The following is a 19,669-nucleotide window of genomic DNA, read 5'->3' on the forward strand; positions in this document are numbered from 1 at the left end:
ACTTGCACATGTCCATTTTGACAAGCAACAAGAAAAATCGTTCATGAGCACCAAGACTTCCGATCCGGCCAGTGCCGGACAAATCCGGGAAACCCGGCTTGCAGACGCGCTGAGCGAACGATATCTCGCCTATGCGATGTCGACAATCATGTCGCGTTCCCTGCCTGATGTGCGTGATGGCCTTAAGCCAGTGCATCGTCGTCTTCTTTACGCCATGCGTCAGCTTAAACTGAACCCGGAACAGGGGTTCAAGAAATGTGCGCGTGTTGTCGGTGACGTGATCGGTAAATATCACCCGCATGGTGATCAGTCGGTCTATGACGCGCTGGTACGTCTGGCACAGGATTTTGCGGTTCGTTATCCGCTTGTTGATGGTCAGGGCAACTTCGGCAACATTGATGGCGATAACGCCGCGGCAATGCGTTACACCGAGGCCCGCATGACAGCGGTTGCCGCGGCGTTGATGGATGGCCTTGACGAAGATGCCGTTGATTTTCGCCCGACCTATGACGGCGAGGAAAAAGAACCGGTTGTGATGCCGGCTGCTTTCCCGAACCTTTTGGCCAATGGTGCGTCGGGTATTGCCGTGGGTATGGCGACCAACATCCCGCCGCACAATGCAGGCGAGCTTTGCACGGCCCTGATCAAACTGATTGATGATCCGGAAACGTCGATTGCGCAGCTTGTGCGTTGTGTGCCGGGTCCGGATTTCCCGACAGGTGGCGTTCTGGTCGAGCCGCGTGAAAACATTCTGGAAGCCTATGCGACCGGACGTGGTTCATTCCGCCTGCGTGCGAAATGGGAAGTCGAGAAGCTTAGCCACGGTCTTTATCAGGTCGTGATTACCGAAATTCCCTATCAGGTTCAGAAAGCCAAGCTGGTTGAACGTATCGCCGATCTGATGGTGGCAAAGAAATTGCCGCTTTTGAACGATGTGCGCGATGAGTCGACCGATATCATTCGTCTGGTTCTGGAGCCACGGACCCGCGCGGTTGAACCGGAACACCTGATGGAAATGCTGTTCAAGAATACCGAACTGGAAATCCGGTTTGGCTTGAACATGAACGTTCTGGACGGCGATAACACGCCACGTGTGATGAACTTGCGCGAAGTTCTGCGCGCATTCCTAGCACATCGTCAGGATGTTCTGATCCGTCGTTCCAACCATCGCTTGGCCAAGATCAATCACCGTCTTGAGGTGTTGGAAGGCTATCTTGTTGCCTATCTGAACCTTGATGAAGTGATCCGGATCATCCGTTTTGAGGATGAGCCGAAAAACGCCCTGATGAAGGCGTTTGACCTGACCGAAGTGCAGGCCGATGCGATCCTTAACATGCGTCTGCGGTCGTTGCGCAAGCTCGAAGAGATGGAAATCAAGAACGAGCATGCCAAACTTACCGAGGAAAAGCAGGGTCTCGAAGCACTGCTGGCCAGCGAAAGCCTGCGTTGGGAGAAAATCCGCGACGAGATCGAGGTGATGCGTGAAAACTTTGGCAAGAAGACTGCCATTGGCAAACGCCGCACCGAGATTGGCGATGCACCGGAAGAAATCGAAGTTCCGCTGGAAGCATTGATCGAACGTGAACCGATTACGGTGATCTGTTCGAAAATGGGTTGGGTGCGTGCGCTTAAGGGCCATGTCGCCGATATCAGCGACCTGAAGTTCAAGGATGGTGACGAGCATCGCTTTGCGCTGAAGGCCTTCACCACTGACAAGCTTCTGATCCTGTCGACGGCCGGGCGTTGTTACACCATGTCGTGTGACAAACTGCCGGGCGGCCGTGGTCATGGGGAGCCGATCCGTCTTTCCATCGATCTGCCGCAGGAACATGACATTGTTTCGATGGTGGTGCACAAGGAAGGCCGTAACCTTCTGGTGGCAAGTTCCGGTGGACGTGGGTTCCTGGTGGCCGAGAAAGAAGTGGTTGCGCAGACCAAAAACGGCAAACAGGTGCTTAACCTTGGAACTGGTGAAGTTGCCAAGATCTTCCTGCCGGTTGAGCAAGATCATGTTGCTGTTCTCGGCGATAACCGCAAATTGCTGATTTATCCGGTTTCGGAAATTCCGGAAATGACGCGTGGTCGCGGTGTGATCCTGCAGAAATACCGTCAAGGCGGTCTTTCCGACCTTATCCTGTTTAACCTTGAAGAAGGTCTCAGCTGGACGATGGGTGGCAGCGAAGGTCGTACCCGGACTGTGACCGAACTGGCCGAATGGATTGGCAAACGGGCGGGGGCAGGGCGCCTGCCGCCAAATGGCTTCCCGCGGTCCAACAAGTTTGAATAACGGGTGTTAAAACGCCTTGATAAAAGCCGGGTGGTGCCAAGTCATCCGGCTTTTTCTTTGCCTGAATGACGAAAATTGATGCACTGCCTGTGATTTGTTGCATTTCCCGGCAGAAATGGCCGAAATTCGGTGCAAAAGATATAGCGTTTTCGGTGGTTAATCTGTAACTTCCCAACCTGTTTAACAGGAAGCCCGCAATTTTCCTGTGAGATTCAAAAAAGGGCTTGGGAGTGAAAAGTGAGATTTCTGGGAAATTTCGTCCGCGCCGTCGACAGTCTTAATGACTGGATCGGACGCGGAGTAGCCTGGCTGGTGATCCCCATGGTGGTGATCACATTTTTGGTGGCAACGTTGCGTTATGGCTTTGCGGTCGGCTGGGTGTCGATGCAGGAAAGCTATATGTGGCTTTACGGCATCATGTTCATGGTCGGCGCGGGTTACACGCTGCTGCATGGGGGGCATGTGCGTGTTGACGTTTTCTATCGTCCGGCATCTGCGCGCTACAAGGCATGGGTAGACCTTTTTGGTTCCCTGTTCCTGCTTGCGCCTGTCGTCATCATGATCCTGATGTACAGCTATCCTTACGTTGTCACGAGCTGGCACCGTCTGGAAGGATCGCATGAAACCGGCGGGCTTCCGGGACTGTTCCTGTATAAGTCTGTGATTTTGGTCTTTGGTGTCCTGATGCTGCTGCAGGGGCTGTCTTTGGCAGCGCGCAGTGTTCTGGTCCTGACCGGTCACAAAGAGTTTGAAATCAAAGAAGAAGAGCACGAGGGCGTCTGATGACGGGGGAAATTCTTAGCCTGGTGATGTTCGCCGTAGCTTGCGGCGTGCTTCTTCTTGGTTTTCCGGTTGCTTTCTCACTTGCGGGCACCGGTCTTGCTTTTGCGCTTATTGGCAACGCCATGGGCACATTCGATATGCCGCTTCTGGGCTCTTTGCCGTCACGCTATTTCGGTGTGATGACCAACGAGCTTTATGTTGCGATCCCGTTGTTCGTGTTCATGGGCGTCATGCTTGAACGCGCACGGATCGCCGAGAAGCTTCTGACCACCATGGGCATGCTGTTTGGCACCATGCGTGGTGGCCTTGGTATTTCGGTCGTGATCGTCGGTATGTTGCTGGCAGCATCCACCGGTATCGTCGGTGCGACGGTTGTGACCATGGGCTTGCTCAGCCTGCCGGCGATGCAAAAAGCCGGTTATGATCCGAAACTGTCGACCGGTGTGATCTGTGCATCGGGTACGCTGGGTCAGATCATTCCGCCGTCGATCGTTCTGGTTCTGCTGGGTGATATCCTGCAGGGGGCCTATGCCGAAGCGCAGCGTGCGCTGGGCAACTGGGCACCGGAACCGATTTCGGTGATGGATCTGTTCGCCGGTGCCTTTATTCCGGGAATTATGCTTGTTGCGCTTTATATCGGCTGGATCATCATCAAATCCCTGATTGATCCGGAATCAGCACCGGCATTGGTCGAGGGCAAACGCCCGGCAGGCCTTTGGGGTGAAGTGCTGCGTGCATTGCTGCCGCCGGCATTGCTGATCGTTGCGGTTCTGGGCTCCATCCTGACCGGGATTGCAACGCCGACGGAATCTGCGGCATTCGGCTCGGTCGGTGCGACCATTCTGGCTGCGTTCTATCGCCGTCTTGATATGCCTGTGCTGCGCCATGTGGTGCGCCAGACGGTTCAGGTCAGCGCGATGGTGTTTGTCATCCTTCTGGGTGCGTCGGTGTTCTCGCTGGTGTTCCGTGGTCTGGGTGGCGATCATCTGGTCGAAGAACTGCTGCACAACCTTCCGGGTGGTGTGTTCAGTGCGATGCTGGTCGTGATGTTGCTTATGTTCGTCATGGGCTTCTTCCTCGACTTCATCGAGATCGTGTTCGTTGTGATCCCGATTGTCGGCCCGATCCTGCTTAAGCTTGATGTCGATCCGGTCTGGCTGGGTGTGATGATTGCAATCAACCTTCAGACCAGCTTCCTGACACCGCCATTCGGCTTTGCGCTGTTCTATCTGCGCGGTGTGGCCCCGGCGGCGATCAAGACGTGGGATATCTATCGCGGGATTGTTCCGTTCGTGGTTATCCAGATGCTTGGCCTGTGCCTTGTGGCTGCCTTCCCGTGGTTGGCAACCTGGCTTCCGAGCGTTCTGTTCTAAGAACGACGGCGACATATCATCAAAGAAAAAGGCACCCGTGATGGGTGCCTTTTTTTGTTTCAGTGACCGGCTCTGATAAGTTTGGAGCAGGCCAAATAAAAAGGGCTGGCAAATGCCAGCCCTTTGTCGTTTTCCGAAATCGGAGAACTTAGTATTTGAACGGCAGGACACGTGCCTGTGCGAATGCCGCTTCCGAGAATTTCGACCATGCGATCGACTGGGTACGGAAGGCGATAAGGCTTTCGAAGACTTCCTGCGACAGCGGGTTCGACGAAACCAGGTCACGCAGAACTTCGCCCGACAGTTTGCCAAGGCCGGTCAGAATGTCGTCAGAGAACGGACGAACATCAACGCCGTGCTTGTTACGCAGGGTGTCGAGTGCCTGAACGTTACGCGCGGTGAATTCCGACAGAACCATCTGGTTCACAGCACGGTTTGCCTGCTCGACAATGGCTTTCAGATCATCCGGGAGTGCATTCCATGCATCCAGGTTGATGAAGTTGTCGAGAACGGTCGCCGGCTCGTGCCAGCCCGGATAGTAGTAGTATTTGGCCGATTTATAGAGACCAAAAGCCAGATCGTTATACGGACCAACCCATTCGGTTGCGTCAATCGCGCCCGACTGCAGTGCCGGCGGAATTTCACCACCCGGAAGGTTCACAACGTTGGCACCAGCAGCTTTGACAACTTCGCCACCAAGGCCCGGAATACGCATTTTCAGACCTTTATAGTCGTCAATGGTGTTCATTTCCTTGTTGAACCAGCCGCCCATCTGGGTGCCGGTGTTGCCCGACGGGAAGAACTTACAGTTCAGTTCCGCATAGACCTTATCGGCCAGTTCCTGACCGCCACCCCACTGGAACCATGCATTCTGTTCCTGTGCGTTCAGACCGAACGGCATTGCTGCGATATATTGGGTCGCGTCGACTTTGCCTTTCCAGTAGTAAGGCGCGCCGTGGCCCATTTCGACGGTGCCGTTGCCAACAGCGTCGATGGCTTCGAATGCCGGAACAATTTCACCTGCGCCAAAAACGGTAACTTTCAGGCGACCTTCGGATGCCTTGGTGATGTATTCAGCAAGAAGGTTTGCGCCGGTGCCAAGGCCCGGAAAGTTTTTCGGCCAGGTGGTGACCATCCGCCATTCGCGGACGTCCTGGGCAATTGCCGGTTTGGCGAAAGTTGACGCGGCAGCAGCAGTCGCACCTGCTACGGCAGCGCCGGAAAGAAATTGGCGACGTTTCATTGGTTACAACCTCCCAAAGATGCAAGCTCATGATTTATCTGTAAAAGCTGGATGATCAGCTTTGAGACGAAGCTTATATGCGTCTTTACGGGCAGGCAACCGAGGATCGAGTTGTTGTATGGTACTTTAGTCTAATTGGGGAAAGTGGTTCGCGCAATTGGTGCAGAACGTGAACTTTTACAGCTTAGTCCGCGTCGCTATCGGCGTCTTCCATCGAGATCCATTGACCGTCGCGGAAGCCTTCAAGGGGCTGGAAGCGCATCTTATATGACATCTTGCGGCAATCGCCGATCCAGTAGCCGAGATAGACATGCGGAAGAGAGAGCATTCTGGCTTCGTCGATCAGATCAAGCACGATGTAAGTGCCCAGTCCGCGGCGGTCTTCTTCCGGGTCAAAGAAGCTGTAAACAGCAGATAATCCATCGGCCAGAATATCAACCAGCGCCACAGCAATCAGGCTGTCATCATCCCGGCGATACTCGAAGGTCGAGGTTTCCACAGTGCTGTCTTCGATCATTGCGCGGTAATCACGGGCATCCATGCGCGCCATGTCACCATTGCCATGTCGGGCATCCTGATAGGTGCTAAACAGCTGATATTGTTCTTGTGTCGCGGACGGTGGCATCACCTTGCGGACAAGATCGCTGTTTCTGTTCTTGATGCGGCGGAAAGACCGGCTGGGTTCGAACCCGTCACAGCGGACCCGAACCGGAACACAGGCATTGCAATCACTGCAGGCTGGTAGATAGGCGATGGAGTGGCTGCGGCGAAAGCCAGCACGCGACAAAAGATCGTGGACGTTGTTGGCTTCTGGCCCGCGCAATTCCGTGACCAGTTTACGTTCGAACCGGCCGGGCAGGTATGGGCACGGCATCGGTGCGGTCATAAAATAGTGCTGGGTCAGGCGCCGCTGATTAACTGTCATTTGATCCGATCAGTCCCGGTCACATCAAAGAGAACTATTCTATGAGATTAGGTGTTGTTTATGACAGTTTAAAGGCCTGACGGTCAAAAGGGCACTGATTTCTGTTGCCGGATTTCAAATCAACGTTGTGACGGAACCGAGAAGGTCGGGCGGCGCTGGTTTTCACCCTGTGCCGGTTGTTGTGCAGGCGATGGTGCCGGGCCAGCGGGTGCTGCACCTGCCGGTGCAGTTTGTCCGTTTTGGCCAGCTTCGCCGGTGCCTTCAAGCGCGGAACGTTCGCCGGTACCACGCAGCAAGGTGATGCTGATGCGGCGGTTGCTTTCATTTTCCGGTGCCTCGGGCAGGAGCGGGTCGGTGTCTGACAGACCGGCAACCTTGGCAAAGCGTCCGGTTTCAAGCCCCATGTCTTCAAGCGCACGACGGGTCGCCAGCGCACGATCGGCTGAAAGCTCCCAGTTGGAATATCCGTCTGTCCGGTTGAACGGCACGGCATCGGTATGGCCTTCTATCGAGACATCCTGTGGCATGTTTTCAATCACGCCAGCGACCTGTTGCAGCAGAAGGCGGGTATGATCGGCCATGGCGGCACTGCCGCTCGGGAACATGGCGGTGCCGTCTTCGTCAAGGATCTGGATGCGAAGCCCTTCATCGGTGTTTTCGATGCGGATGTTCTTTTCAAGGCCCTGAAGTTCCTCATTGGCTTCGATTGCCTTAAGGAGTTCTTCCTGTGCCTCGTTGAATTCCTGTTCTTCCATCTGGGCCACACGGATGGCTTCGCGTTCTTCCGGTGTTTCGACCGGCGGGATTTCCATGCTGATGGATGGTGATCCGAATTCAGAACGCAGTGCACCTTCTTCGGCAAGGCTGGTGCCGCCCAACAAACCGCCCGAACCCGATTCATTTTGCGAGATGGTCTCGGGCGTGAAATACATCGACACGCCTTGCAACTGTTCCTCGGTCGCGCTTGAAAGCAACCACAGCAACAGGAAGAATGCCATCATCGCCGTCACAAAGTCGGCATAGGCAACTTTCCAGGCACCACCATGATGCCCGTGCCCACCTTTTTTGATCTTTTTTATGACGATATCGGGCATTTGCTGCGTTGTCCTCTAAACCAGATCTTTTATCGCAAAATCAAGCCGTGGGCGCGTCTTGCAGCGCTTCGTCAAGCTCTTTGAAGCTGGGTCGAAGATTATGCGGGAGGGTTTTACGGGCGAACTCCACCGAGACCTGCGGGGCATAGCCCTGCATGTGACCAACCAGGGCGGCTTTGATGCAGCTGTAATATTTTCCGTCAGCGTCCACGGTGTTTTTGATGATCGAGGCGGTCGGGCCGACAAAGCCATAGGCACCAAGAATACCAAGGAAGGTACCGACAAGGGCCGCCGCAATCAGGCCACCGAGAATTTCAGGCGGTTCTGTCACCGAGCTCATGGTGACGATAACGCCAAGAACAGCCGCCACAATGCCAAGTGCCGGCAGGCCGTCACCAGCCGTTTGCACAGCAGAGGCAACTGCGTGCTCTTCTTCGTGATGGGTTTCAAGTTCCTGATCCATCACCGCTTCGAGTTCATAGGCGTTTGTCGTGCCAAGGGTAAGCAAGCGCAGATAGTCACACATGAATTCCATCGCATGATGATCTTTCATCAGCATCGGGAAACTGGAAAACAGACTGGAGCTTTCCGGGTTTTCAACGTGGCTTTCAAGCGCAAGATCGCCTTTGGATTTCGCAAGGCGGAAAATCGCATAAAGGCAGATCAGGAGTTCCAGATAGGCGGCCTTTTTCTTCGGGCCTTTCATGGCGCGAATGGTGTAGGTGAAGGATTTCTTCACGATGCCAAGCGGGTTGGCAGTCAAATAGGCACCAAACGCAGCCCCGAAAATGATCAGAACTTCAAGCGGTTGCACAAGAATGCCAAAGTCGCCATGCGGCAGATAGCCACCCAAGACAGAGCCGACTACGACGATATAACCAATGATCAAGAACATTCTTTTTTCTTCTCCGCTACCCCAAGCCAGATACCTGAACGATCAACCCCGAGTTCATCGAAACATCTGCCTTCTGCGGCAGTGCAGAACGTGTTTCTGATATCTATATGCTCTTATTAAGTTTTAATCTTATTAACATCGCGTTTAAATTAGCTGCGAGTTAGGTTTGACAGCGCGGTGAATAGACGCCATTTTCCCCAAGCTCCATTCGGGACGCGTCACCCATCCATATTGGTATACGAGAGCTTCCTTCAATATGTCTTTCTCTGCGCGCGATTTTCGCGATTGCCTTGGTCAATTCACAACCGGCGTTGCCGTTGTAACCACCCGCGCCCAAGACGGTGCAAAAGCGGGCATTACCATCAACAGCTTTGCCTCGGTGTCGCTTGATCCAGCGCTGGTCTTGTTTTCGGTTGATCACCGTGCTGCGACTCACGCGCTGTTCACCGGAGATGCCAAACGGTTTTGCATCAATATCCTGAGCCAGAGCCAAAAGCAGGTGTCCGAGCTGTTTTCAGCCCCCGGGCAGGATGGTTGGGACAAGGTTGCATATGAAGATGACAGCCTTGGTATGCCGCGTCTTAAAGGTAGTGTTGCGGCCCTGACCTGCGAACGTCACGCGCTGCATGAAGGCGGAGATCACAGCATCATCGTTGGTCATGTTCAGGAACTGGTGATGGGCGAAACCGGTGCGCCGTTGCTGTATTATGGTGGGCGGTATCGCACGCTGGGTGACTAATGTTGTTGCTTGCGATGTGATGTAGTTCACAAAATAAAAGGGCCGTGGTGCAACACCAACGGCCCTTTGTCGTTTTTAGATGAAGGCTGCCCTAGTCGAGGGACGTGTTGCCAAGCAGGCGGCCACCGAATCCTTCCTTGATCAGGCGGTCGATCACCTGTTGTCCGTGCTGGGTGTCGCGCACTTCAAGCACCATGTCGACATCTGTCTGTTTTGCCGGGACGTCATAGAAGTGGCGCTGGTGATAGACTTCAATGATGTTGGCGTCTTCTTCGCCGATCAATGCACTGATGGTGGATAGTGCGCCCGGCACATCCGGAATTTCGATCCGGACACGAACAAGGCGGCCTTCGCGGGCCATGCCGCGCATCAGAACCTGTGCCAGCAGGCGGGTATCGATGTTTCCGCCACTGATAATCAGGCAGACTTTCTTGCCCTTGAAGCGATCCGGGTGATCGAGCAGGGCGGCGAGCGGAGCGGCACCGGCACCTTCGACAACGCTTTTTTCGATCTCGATCATCATCTGGATGGAGCGTTCGATCGAACTTTCTTCGACCAGAACGACGTCATCGAGCTTTTCCTTACAGATTTCAAGCGTCAGGCCGCCGGGCTGTTTGACAGCAATGCCTTCGGCAATGGTTACGCCACCGCCGGTGAATTCCTTGCCGTGTATGCCTTCATACATGGAGGGGTAAAGCTTGGTCTCAACCCCGATGACTTCGATGTCGGGGCGGCGCGACTTGATCGCGGTGACAACGCCCGATGCCAGACCGCCACCGCCAATCGGCACGACAACCGTGTCGATGTCTTTGTTTTCATCAAGGATCTCTAGCCCGACAGTGCCCTGGCCTGCGATGATATGTGGATCATCAAACGGATGGACGAAGGTCAGACCACGTTCTTGCTGGATGCGGCCGGCGGCCTCAAGGCTTTCGGCAAAGACGTTGCCGGTCAGAACAACTTCGGCACCGTGCGAACGCGTATGGTGAACCTTGGTGTAGGGGGTGTTTTTGGGCATCACGATGGTGGCGGGAATACCAAGTCGTTTGGCGTTATAGGCGACACCCTGCGCGTGGTTGCCAGCCGACACGGCGATAACACCTTTTTCGCGTTCTTTGGGAGTCAGGCTTGCCAGTTTGACATAGGCGCCACGTTCCTTGAACGACGCGGTATATTGCTGATTTTCAAGTTTCAGATAAACATCCGCCTGGCAAATGTTTGAAAGCGTTAAGGATTTCACCAGTGGTGTTTTCGCAACAATGCCTTCGAGCAAGCCCGAGGCGCGAACAATATCGTGATAGGAAACAGTCATGATTTCCGTACTCCTGCGGCCATCCGCAATCTGATGCGATGGCTATAGTAATATTTTATGGCGTGAATAGCGGTATTAAACCGGTCCTGTCATCCGCAGATGACAGGGATCACATTCGCAGGTCGGAAATACCCATAATCATGGCGATCACACCGGCACGAAGAGGCGGGCAAGAGTGTGATGCGAGGATGTCAGTAGCTGCAGACATAGCCATGTACTTTCCGGGTTTCGATGTGTTTGAGAAACGCACCTTTGCGGATTGCGCGCGCAAGGTCAAGCATCGGAAAAGAAAAACCGGGTTGCGTCACGTGCAACCCGGTTTCTTCTGGTCAATCGTATCAAGCGACAGACACGTTATTCCATATTGAGGATAATGGTCTTCTTGTAGGTGAAGTGTTCGAGCATGCTTTCAAGCGATGCTTCCTTGCCAAGACCGGAAAGCTTGATGCCGCCATAAGACAGGTTCGGCTGGACAACAAGGTTCTGGTTGACCTGAACGAAACCGGCTTCGAGGCGCTTGGTGGCGACAAGTGCGGTTTTAAGGTCCGTCGTCCAGACGGTCGCAGCCAGACCAAAGTCGCTGTCATTGGCAAGTTCAAGGGCCTCTTCAAAGGTTTTGAACTTGAACACGCAGGCAACAGGGCCAAAGATTTCTTCACGGGCAATCCGTGCATTCGGATCGACATTGGTGAAGATCACCGGACGGACAAACAGGCCATCGGAAAGGGCGCTGTCAGTGGGAAGGGCGCTTAGTTCGTTTTTGGTCGCACCTTCTTTTTCACCGACTTCGATATAGCCACAAACCTTGTCGAACTGTTTGCGGTTGATGATCGTGCCGATGTCGGTTTCTTCATCCAGCGGATCACCCATTTTAAGGGTGTTGACCTTATCGATCAGGCGTTTGACGAATTCGTCATGCAGGCTTTCATGCACCAGCATGCGTGACGCCGCCGTGCAGCTTTGCCCCTGACGGGTGAAACGCATGCCGCCAATCGCACCGGCAATCGCCTTATCAAGGTCGGCATCACCCATGACGATCATCGGGGATTTGCCACCCAGTTCAAGGGTGACCGGAATGAGTTTTTCGGCAGCGGCGCGATAGACCGTGCGGCCGGTTTCAACCGATCCGGTGAAGGAAACCTTTTTGACATCCTTGTGTTCGACCAGCGGGCCGCCACAAGACGGGCCAAAGCCCGACAGGATGTTAAAGACGCCCGCGGGAAGGACTTCCTGCATGATCTGACACACGCGCAGAACGGCAAGCGGGGTGTCTTCGGCGGATTTTACGACGACTGCGTTACCGGCAACCAGAGCTGGAGCAACCTTGATCGCCATCAGCATCATCGGAACGTTCCACGGAATGATTGCACCGACAACGCCCACTGCCTCGCGGGTGGTCAGGGTCATCATGTTCGGGTTAAACGGAACTGTTTCACCTTTCAGCTCGGACGCAAGTCCGCCGAAAAAGACGAACATATCGGCCAGAACCGATGCCTCAACCCGGCTTTCGGTGCGAAGGGCCTTGCCCGACTCAAGGGCGACCAGACGGCCAAGTTCCTCGGCATGTGACATCAGGATACGACCGCATTCCGCCAACAGCTTGCCGCGTTCACGCGCCGGGCGTTCGGCCCAGTCCTTCTGGGCGGCCTTGGCGGCGGCGACTGCAATCGCGACGTCATCGGCGTCACCGTCGGCTGCCTGACCGATGACCTTGCCCGTGGCAGGATTAAGAACATCAAAGGTTTTGCCGTTTTTCGGGGCGACAAGTTTACCTTTGATCAGATGATAACCGGACAGCTCCTTGGCCAGAACGGATGGATCAAGGATCGGATCGATGGGCATTTCAGGCTCCCTGTGGGTTGGCGTGCATCTGCGGTAAACCGCGCGGGGCGCACGATATTGGTTATTTGGTATTGGTTTACCAAATTATCGACAGGGCGATGCAATATCAAGCGCAATTAGTACCCTAATCGGCGTCGTGCACATGCAAGTCGCATGACAGGCGACAAGAGGGCTGTTACCCTAACTCAAAGGCCAGCCCGGCGGCGGTACGTGTCTGGGCGCCTGATATTGGTAAACGATGGAGTATATTGTGCCACGTCATTTCGATACGACGTTCGATGTTGTTAAGGAACTCAAGCCTTCCTATCCGGTGTATTGCCTTAGACCCAATATTCTTCGAGAAACAGCGCAGCGCTTTGTCGAAATGTTCCCGGGAGACGTCCTGTATGCGGTGAAATGCAATCCGCATCCGGAGGTCATGCGATATCTTCACGAAGGCGGGGTGCGTCATTTTGACACCGCTTCGCCTGAGGAAATTTCTATCGTGCGGCGCCAATTCCCGGGGATGAAGGCCTATTTCATGCATCCGGTCAAAAGCCGCGATGCCATCCGCAATGCCTATCGGGTGTTCGGGATTGATCATTATGTGATCGATACTGCCGAAGAGCTTGAGAAAATTCGCGAGGAAACCGAGGGCGACACGAACCTGGTGATCCATGTGCGGCTTGCAACACCGCCAGCCGGTGCGACCTATAACCTGTCAGCCAAGTTTGGTGCGCGCCCGATGGTGGCGGCCGAGCTTTTGAAGAAGGTTGATGAATACGGTTACCATGCGGGCTTGTGTTTCCATGTCGGGTCGCAATGCACGACACCGACCGGGTATCGGATCGCGGTCGAACTTATCCGTCAGGTGGTTGATTTTTCCGGTGTGAAGGTCAAGCATATCGACGTTGGCGGCGGTTTCCCCGGCCAGTATATGAACCAGCGTGGTGCCAGCCTTGAAGAGTTCATGGACGAGATCAAGGATTGTATCCGCTGGCTTGATATGCCCGATACGACCTATATGTGCGAACCGGGCAGGGCGCTGGTATCGAGCGGTATTTCCCTGATTACGCAGGTTCACCTGCGCAAGGAAGATACGCTGTTTATCAATGACGGTGTTTACGGCAGCCTGTCGGAAACCGTGACCGGGCAATTGCGTTATCCGGTGCGTCCGCTGCGCATTGAGGGTGATTTCGATCCGGAAGAAACACTGGAATTCACCATCTATGGGCCGACCTGCGACAATATGGATGTCTTGCCGGCGACCGTGACCTTGCCTGCCGATATCCGCGAAGGCGACTGGATCGAGTTTGGTCACATCGGGGCATATAGCAATGCGCTGGCCACCCATTTCAACGGCTTCCATCCCGAGGTGCAGGTGACGGTCAGTGAGGCGTTCCCGTATATTGACGGGGAGTTCCCGTCGGTTGCGCTGGACTAGTGCCGCAAGGCAAAAACAGTCTGGCTGACAGACAAAATCGATCATTGCGGTAAAAAGGTACTTGTTTACCAATAATGGTTGGTTGCACTATGCTGCCCGCAGAAAAGACCGGCAGGGAAACCTGCCGGTCAAAACGAATTCTCGGGGAAGCAGTACAGTGACCAACAGCCTTTTCATGCGCATCCGTGACCGGTTTCCGGCCGATCTGTCATCAGTTCTGATTGAGACGCCTGATGGCAAGACCTATAGCTATGGCGATGCCAACACAGCATCGGCCCAGATTGCCGGTCTTCTGACGTCGCTTGGTGCGAAAAAGGGCGACAGGGTTGCCGTTCAGGTCGATAAATCCCCCGAAGCATTGTTTCTTTATCTTGGCTGCATTCGTGCCGGCCTTGTTTATTTGCCGCTGAATACCGCCTATCAGGCGGGCGAACTTGCCTATTTCATGGATAACGCATCGCCGGTGATCTTTGTTTGTCAGCCCCATCGTGAAGATGAGGTCAAGGCCATCGCGGACGAGCAGGGCGTTGCGCATGTTCTGACACTGGGCATGCAGTCTGAGGGCAGCCTGATGGATGGGGCGGCATCGCAAGCATCGGATTTTGCGCCGGTCGCGTGCGAAGACAATGAATTGGCAGCCATACTTTATACGTCGGGCACAACGGGCAAGCCCAAGGGTGCGATGATGACCCAGATGAACCTGTGGTCCAACGCATCAACGCTTGAAAAGCTTTGGGGCTTTAAGGCCGACGATACCCTGCTTCATGCCTTGCCGATCTTCCATACCCACGGGCTTTTCATTGCGTGCCATTGTGTGATGCTGTCGGGATCGAGGATGTTCTTCCTGCCGAAATTTGATCGTGACCAGGTGATGGCGCTTTTGCCACGCAGCACGGTGATGATGGGCGTTCCGACATTTTATGTGCGTTTGTTGTCGGGCGATGATTTTACCAAGGATGTCACCGCAAACATGCGTCTGTTCATTTCCGGGTCTGCGCCGCTTCTGCCAGAGACCTTTACGGCTTTCAAGGAGCGGACAGGCAAGGCGCTTTTGGAGCGCTATGGCATGACGGAAATGGGCATGGCGACCTCCAATCCGCTCGACGGCGAACGCATCGTTCATACCGTTGGCCCGGCATTGCCAGATGTCGAAGTGCGCGTGTGTGATGAAGACGGCAATGTTCTGGGTACGGATGAGATTGGTGTGCTGGAAGCACGCGGACCGAACGTATTTGCCGGTTATTGGCAGATGCCCGAAAAAACCGCCGAGGAATTCCGTAAAGACGGGTTCTTTATCACCGGTGATATCGCCAAGATCGATGCCAAGGGCTATGTCCATATTGTCGGGCGGGCCAAGGATCTGGTCATTTCCGGTGGGTTTAACGTTTATCCCAAGGAAATCGAAACCCTGATCGACAAGATGGAGGGCGTTGTTGAAAGTGCCGTGATTGGCGTTCAACATCCCGACTTTGGCGAGGCGGTTGTAGCCGTGATCGTGCCGGAAGAAAAAGGCAGCTTAAGCGAAGAGGGCGTGATTGCCGCGATCAAGTCGGAGCTTGCCAACTTCAAGGTGCCCAAGCGCGTGTTCTTTGTCGATGAACTGCCGCGTAATGCGATGGGCAAGGTGCAGAAGAATGTCCTGCGTGAAGAGCACAAGGCCCTGTTTGCCAACTAAGACGAAGCAGGCAAAGCGGATCTTTTCGCGGCAATCCCAAAATCCGGACAAAGAAAAACCCCGACAGATGCTCTGTCGGGGTCTTCCTCATGGACGCTACGGTCGTGGCTTAGCGACCGAAAGCAACACGGTGTGCTACATCATCGATCATGTCGCGGTTCAGACCGATGTCTGCCAGTTCGCGCGTATCAAGCTTACGCAGCGCATTCTGGGTCTGGTACTGAACGCGCAGAGCGCGAAGGAAAGCAAAAATCTTGGTTACGATCATTTCATCACCTATTTCAAACCGGCCGATTATTCGGCGTCTGTTCAGTTAACCGGCATGTTCTCACCGAGATATTCCGCACAGGAATAGTTAGCTGGTTTGACGTGTCGGTTTGCATGGGATGTATCGAATGATCAACTGCTTGGTGGCGCATTCATCAGTCGATACGTCCTATTCATTTCGTGAGGGCAATCTAAGGGTGATTGCGGATATAATCCAATGCGTTTTTTGCATGTCTGCGGATTGAAAAGCGCAGAAATCCCTGAAATTTCTCGTTAACTGTTCTAGAGTGGATGACTGACGCAGATTTGATGCTTTTTATTGCTATGCGTATGATGCATGGGTAATGAAGTTGCGTGATGCCTTGAGGTTGATTATCGGCGTTTGTGGTGTTGCGAATAATTTTGGGTGTAATTAGCGCGCTAATCGGTTTGAATACGCCGGAATTTTAATAACGTGCCGTTCGTGTGGGAGAAATGACGATGAGTGCCAATCGGTTGCAACTGGATTTTGCGCAGGCCCTGGATGCCTATTTGCGCTATGCACCGCGTCTGCCACAGGTCGCACCCGATGCCGTTCCGGCTGCAACCGATTATGTCGACAACCTTCTGGCGATTGCCGATCAGTTTGATCTGATCGTGTTTGATGCCTTTGGTGTGCTAAATAGCGGACAAAGTGCCATTCCCGGTGCGGTCAAGACGGTCGCGACATTGCAGGAAATGGGCAAGAAGATTGCGGTTGTCACCAATGATGCCTCAAGCTCCGGCGAGGCTATTCTGGCGCGTCATCGCAAACGCGGCTTTGATTTTGACAATAACAGCCTGATCAGCAGCCAGCAGTTTGTCGCCCCGCTGATGGGCGAGTATGCCGACATCACCCATTGGGGGGCAATGGCGCCGACCGACTGGCCGTTTGATATTCTGCCCGGTCGGGTGGAGCCGCTTGGCAGTGATCCTGCGCTTTATGATGCGGTTGGCGGGTTCCTGTTGATTGACTCCGATAGTTGGACCGATATCCAGCAAGCCCTTCTGGAACAGAGCCTTAAGGATAATCCGCGGCCGGTTCTGGTCGGTAATCCCGATATCTGTGCGCCGATGGGTGATTTCCTGTCGGTTGAGTCGGGCTATTTCGCGCATCTTGCGGGCGATGCATCCGGTGTCATGCCGCAATGTGTTGGCAAACCGTATCACCATGTGTTCGAGGAGGTCCTGAAACGTCATCCCGGTGTTGATCGCAGTCGTGTGCTGATGGTCGGCGATACGGTGCATACCGATGTGCTGGGTGGTTTGGCGTCGGGCATCAAAACCCTTCTGGTCCATCAGGGCGGGTTCCTTGATGGACAGGATATCGAAGGCGTGTTTGCCCGATCCGGCCTGCGTCCGCATTTCTGCGCGCGGGCGATTGGCCATGGCATTGAAGATGATGCGGATGGCATTGCGGCAAAGTCCGCATGATTTGATACTCGCCTCCCAAAACAAAAGGGCCTCGATTGAGGCCCTTTTTTGTTGCTTGTCGTGGTGCCACAAAGATCAGCTTTCCAGTGCCTCGGCAACTTCAATCGCGCTATAGGTCAGAACACCCGATGCCCCGGCACGCTTGAAGCAGGACAAGGTTTCAATCGCACAGCCGATATAATCAAGCCAGCCATTCTGCCCGGCGGCACGCATCATCGCGTATTCGCCCGAGACCTGATAGGCAAAGACCGGCACGCCGAACTCCTGTTTGACGCGATAAAGCACATCAAGATATGGCAGGCCCGGTTTGACGATGACCGAGTCTGCACCTTCATCAAGGTCATAGGCGACTTCGCGCATCGCCTCATCGCTGTTGGCCGGATCCAGCTGATAGGTTTTCTTGTCGGCCTTGCCAAGTGCACTGGCCGAACCAATCGCATCACGGAACGGACCATAAAATGCGGATGCATATTTGGCCGAATAGGCCATGATCTGAACGTTTTTGAGATTTGCTTCCTCGAGGATCTTGCGGATCGCGCCAATGCGGCCATCCATCATGTCCGACGGGGCAACCACGTCACAGCCTGCCTGCGCCTGAACAAGGGCCTGACGGACAAGGGCCTCGGTCGTTTCGTCATTAAGGATCTGACCGTCGACCACAATGCCGTCCTGTCCGTCGGCGTTGAAGGGATCCAGCGCGACATCGGTGATGACGCCCAGATTGGGGCAGGCATCCTTGATCGCCTTGACCGCGCGGCACACGACGTTGTCGGGGTTATAGGCTTCGCGGGCGTCCTTGGTTTTCAGGCTGGCATCGATATAGGGAAACAGGGCAAGGGCCGGAATGCCGAGCTTTTCGGCATGTTTGGCGGTTTCAACCAAGATATCGACCGACTGGCGTTCAACGCCGGGCATGGACGGGATCGGGGTGCGTTCGTTTTTGCCGTCAATGACAAAGACAGGCAGGATCAGATCATGGGAGGTCAACCGCGTTTCCGCGACCATGCGGCGCGACCAGTCGGTCATGCGGTTGCGGCGCTGCCGGGTGCTGGGGAAGGTGCCATAGGCGAATTTGTTGACCATGATCTGTTCTCTATAATGTGAGGCTGGGCAATTTATGGGACAGATTGCGCCGTTGATCAACCATTGGCCGCAATTTGCAAACGCCTGCGCATGGTTAACAGGTAAACCGGGATAATCATGGCCAGGAATGCCGATGTCAGGGCAAAGGCCGTGACCAGCCCGAGGGCTTCACCAATGGCACCGATCACCGGTGGCCCGGCCATGATGGCGGAATAGCCGGTTGCGGCAATGATCGAAACAACCGCACCACCACCTTTGCCCGTTGTCTGGGACGCCGCAGACAGCAACAGCGGCAGAATCACCGCAAGCCCCATGCCGGCAATCCCGCAGCCGATCCAGGCGATGACGATATTGGGAGACAAGGTCAAAACAAGGGTGCCAAGGGATGCCAGCACCGAACTTGTCAGCAATACCGGCACGCGACCATACCGGGTGACCAGTGCATCACCGGACAAGCGGGTGGCGGCCATGGCAAAGGAATAGATGGCAAAGCCGACGGCGGCCAATGTCGGACCAGACGAAAGCTCGGAATTCATGAATACCGTCGCCCAGTCAGTCAGGACACCTTCACCGAACTGGCCAATAAAGGCGCAGACCCCGAATGGCAACAGCATCAGGAACAGATTGCGATCCTTGGTCTTTGCGGTCGTGGTTTGGCGGGCATCCTTTGGGCCAGACAGATGTTCCGTTGCTGCCTGATCCGACAGCAGTCCCGCTTGTGCGATGATGTGCGCAATCAGGAAAAGAGAAAGCACGATTGGCAGATGGAATTCATTGCCAATGGGCAGGGCGAACCAGGCGGCGGCAATCCCTGCGCCGACAAAGCCACCGAGACTCCAGAAACCATGTAACCCGGACATGATGCTGCGGCCCTTGACGCGCTCGACCTGCAGGCCATTGGCATTCATCGCGACATCCAGAAAGGCACCGGAAAAGCCCAGTGCGAACATCGCAATCGAAATGCTGAGATAATCTGGCATGAAGGCGGGCACGCCGACCGCGATGAAATAAAACAGCCCCGAATAGCGCACCACGCGTTCGCTGCCAAACCGGTCTGCCAGTCTTCCGGCGATCGGCATCACGGCAAGCACCCCTATGGCCGCCGCCAGCAATATGCCACCAAGTTCGTCATGTCCAAGGCCAAGGCGTTCCTGCACCAGCGGGATATGCGGCACCCAGCTTGAAAAAGCGGCACCATGCAAAAAGAAGATGGCGCGCACCCGGTTATGGGCAGTGGCGTGGGTTTGCATTTAACAAGTTTCTCCGCAAGGCGAGG

The 19,669-nt window shown here is 54.7% G+C and carries 16 protein-coding genes; 7 read left to right on the plus strand and 9 right to left on the minus strand.

Going from position 1 to position 19,669, the window contains the following annotated elements; all coding sequences use genetic code 11:
* The first annotated feature begins 43 nt into the window (after positions 1-43).
* From parC to IT893_RS08210, 3 genes are all read left to right on the plus strand, one after another.
* Complete coding sequence (gene parC / locus IT893_RS08200; protein WP_063089430.1) at positions 44-2,287, plus strand: DNA topoisomerase IV subunit A; 2,244 nt, start codon at positions 44-46, stop codon at positions 2,285-2,287.
* A 237-nt stretch (positions 2,288-2,524) separates the two neighbouring features.
* Positions 2,525-3,070, plus strand: a complete 546-nt coding sequence (locus IT893_RS08205; RefSeq protein ID WP_064781455.1) for a TRAP transporter small permease subunit — start codon at positions 2,525-2,527, stop codon at positions 3,068-3,070.
* The gene (locus tag IT893_RS08210; RefSeq protein ID WP_120226012.1) at positions 3,070-4,443 is read left to right on the plus strand and encodes a TRAP transporter large permease subunit; all 1,374 of its coding nucleotides are present in this window, start codon (positions 3,070-3,072) and stop codon (positions 4,441-4,443) included. Before IT893_RS08205 ends, IT893_RS08210 begins: the two co-directional genes overlap by 1 nt.
* A 148-nt stretch (positions 4,444-4,591) precedes the next feature.
* On the opposite strand, the gene IT893_RS08215 is transcribed toward IT893_RS08210, so the two are convergent.
* From IT893_RS08215 to motA, 4 genes are all read right to left on the minus strand, one after another.
* A complete protein-coding gene (locus IT893_RS08215; protein WP_008891137.1) occupies positions 4,592-5,686 on the minus strand; it encodes a TRAP transporter substrate-binding protein in 1,095 nt (364 codons plus the stop codon).
* 184 nt (positions 5,687-5,870) lie between these two features.
* Complete coding sequence (locus tag IT893_RS08220) at positions 5,871-6,611, minus strand: arginyltransferase (protein ID WP_197147419.1); 741 nt, start codon at positions 6,609-6,611, stop codon at positions 5,871-5,873.
* 119 nt (positions 6,612-6,730) lie between these two features.
* On the minus strand, positions 6,731-7,705 hold the full coding sequence (locus IT893_RS08225; protein WP_197147420.1) for a flagellar motor protein MotB: 975 nt from the start codon (positions 7,703-7,705) through the stop codon (positions 6,731-6,733).
* A gap of 40 nt (positions 7,706-7,745) precedes the next feature.
* On the minus strand, positions 7,746-8,600 hold the full coding sequence (motA, locus tag IT893_RS08230; protein WP_063089439.1) for a flagellar motor stator protein MotA: 855 nt from the start codon (positions 8,598-8,600) through the stop codon (positions 7,746-7,748).
* Positions 8,601-8,856: 256 nt separating this feature from the next.
* Here motA and IT893_RS08235 point away from each other — a divergent pair, with 256 nt between their 5' ends.
* Positions 8,857-9,339, plus strand: a complete 483-nt coding sequence (locus IT893_RS08235) for a flavin reductase family protein (protein WP_064781452.1) — start codon at positions 8,857-8,859, stop codon at positions 9,337-9,339.
* A 91-nt stretch (positions 9,340-9,430) separates the two neighbouring features.
* Here the strand turns inward: IT893_RS08235 and IT893_RS08240 are convergent, their stop codons facing one another.
* Together IT893_RS08240 and IT893_RS08245 are read right to left on the minus strand one after the other, a co-directional pair.
* Positions 9,431-10,651 (minus strand): threonine ammonia-lyase, encoded by a 1,221-nt coding sequence (locus tag IT893_RS08240; protein ID WP_063089440.1) that lies wholly within the window; start codon positions 10,649-10,651, stop codon positions 9,431-9,433.
* Positions 10,652-11,005: 354 nt separating this feature from the next.
* Positions 11,006-12,493, minus strand: coding sequence for an aldehyde dehydrogenase family protein (locus tag IT893_RS08245; RefSeq protein WP_197147421.1), 1,488 nt, complete (start codon positions 12,491-12,493; stop codon positions 11,006-11,008).
* Positions 12,494-12,731: 238 nt separating this feature from the next.
* On the opposite strand from IT893_RS08245, the gene IT893_RS08250 reads away from it, so the two are divergent.
* Together IT893_RS08250 and IT893_RS08255 are read left to right on the plus strand one after the other, a co-directional pair.
* Entirely contained in the window at positions 12,732-13,916 is a 1,185-nt protein-coding gene (locus IT893_RS08250; protein ID WP_209272184.1) for a type III PLP-dependent enzyme, read from the plus strand.
* A gap of 157 nt (positions 13,917-14,073) precedes the next feature.
* On the plus strand, positions 14,074-15,591 hold the full coding sequence (locus IT893_RS08255; protein WP_197147422.1) for a malonyl-CoA synthase: 1,518 nt from the start codon (positions 14,074-14,076) through the stop codon (positions 15,589-15,591).
* Between the two features lie 109 nt (positions 15,592-15,700).
* Here IT893_RS08255 and IT893_RS08260 read toward each other — a convergent pair whose 3' ends face one another.
* A complete protein-coding gene (locus IT893_RS08260; protein WP_082923501.1) occupies positions 15,701-15,859 on the minus strand; it encodes a DUF1127 domain-containing protein in 159 nt (52 codons plus the stop codon).
* A 479-nt stretch (positions 15,860-16,338) separates the two neighbouring features.
* On the opposite strand from IT893_RS08260, the gene IT893_RS08265 reads away from it, so the two are divergent.
* Positions 16,339-17,310 (plus strand): HAD-IIA family hydrolase, encoded by a 972-nt coding sequence (locus IT893_RS08265; protein ID WP_197147423.1) that lies wholly within the window; start codon positions 16,339-16,341, stop codon positions 17,308-17,310.
* A gap of 75 nt (positions 17,311-17,385) precedes the next feature.
* On the opposite strand, the gene hemB is transcribed toward IT893_RS08265, so the two are convergent.
* Both hemB and IT893_RS08275 read right to left on the minus strand, forming a co-directional pair.
* On the minus strand, positions 17,386-18,393 hold the full coding sequence (gene hemB / locus IT893_RS08270) for a porphobilinogen synthase (RefSeq protein ID WP_197147424.1): 1,008 nt from the start codon (positions 18,391-18,393) through the stop codon (positions 17,386-17,388).
* 56 nt (positions 18,394-18,449) lie between these two features.
* On the minus strand, positions 18,450-19,643 hold the full coding sequence (locus IT893_RS08275; RefSeq protein ID WP_197147425.1) for an MFS transporter: 1,194 nt from the start codon (positions 19,641-19,643) through the stop codon (positions 18,450-18,452).
* Positions 19,644-19,669 lie beyond the last annotated feature (26 nt).

Origin of the sequence: Thalassospira sp. A40-3 (assembly GCF_015871485.1) — a bacterium.
GTDB classification, from domain to species: domain Bacteria; phylum Pseudomonadota; class Alphaproteobacteria; order Rhodospirillales; family Thalassospiraceae; genus Thalassospira; species Thalassospira tepidiphila.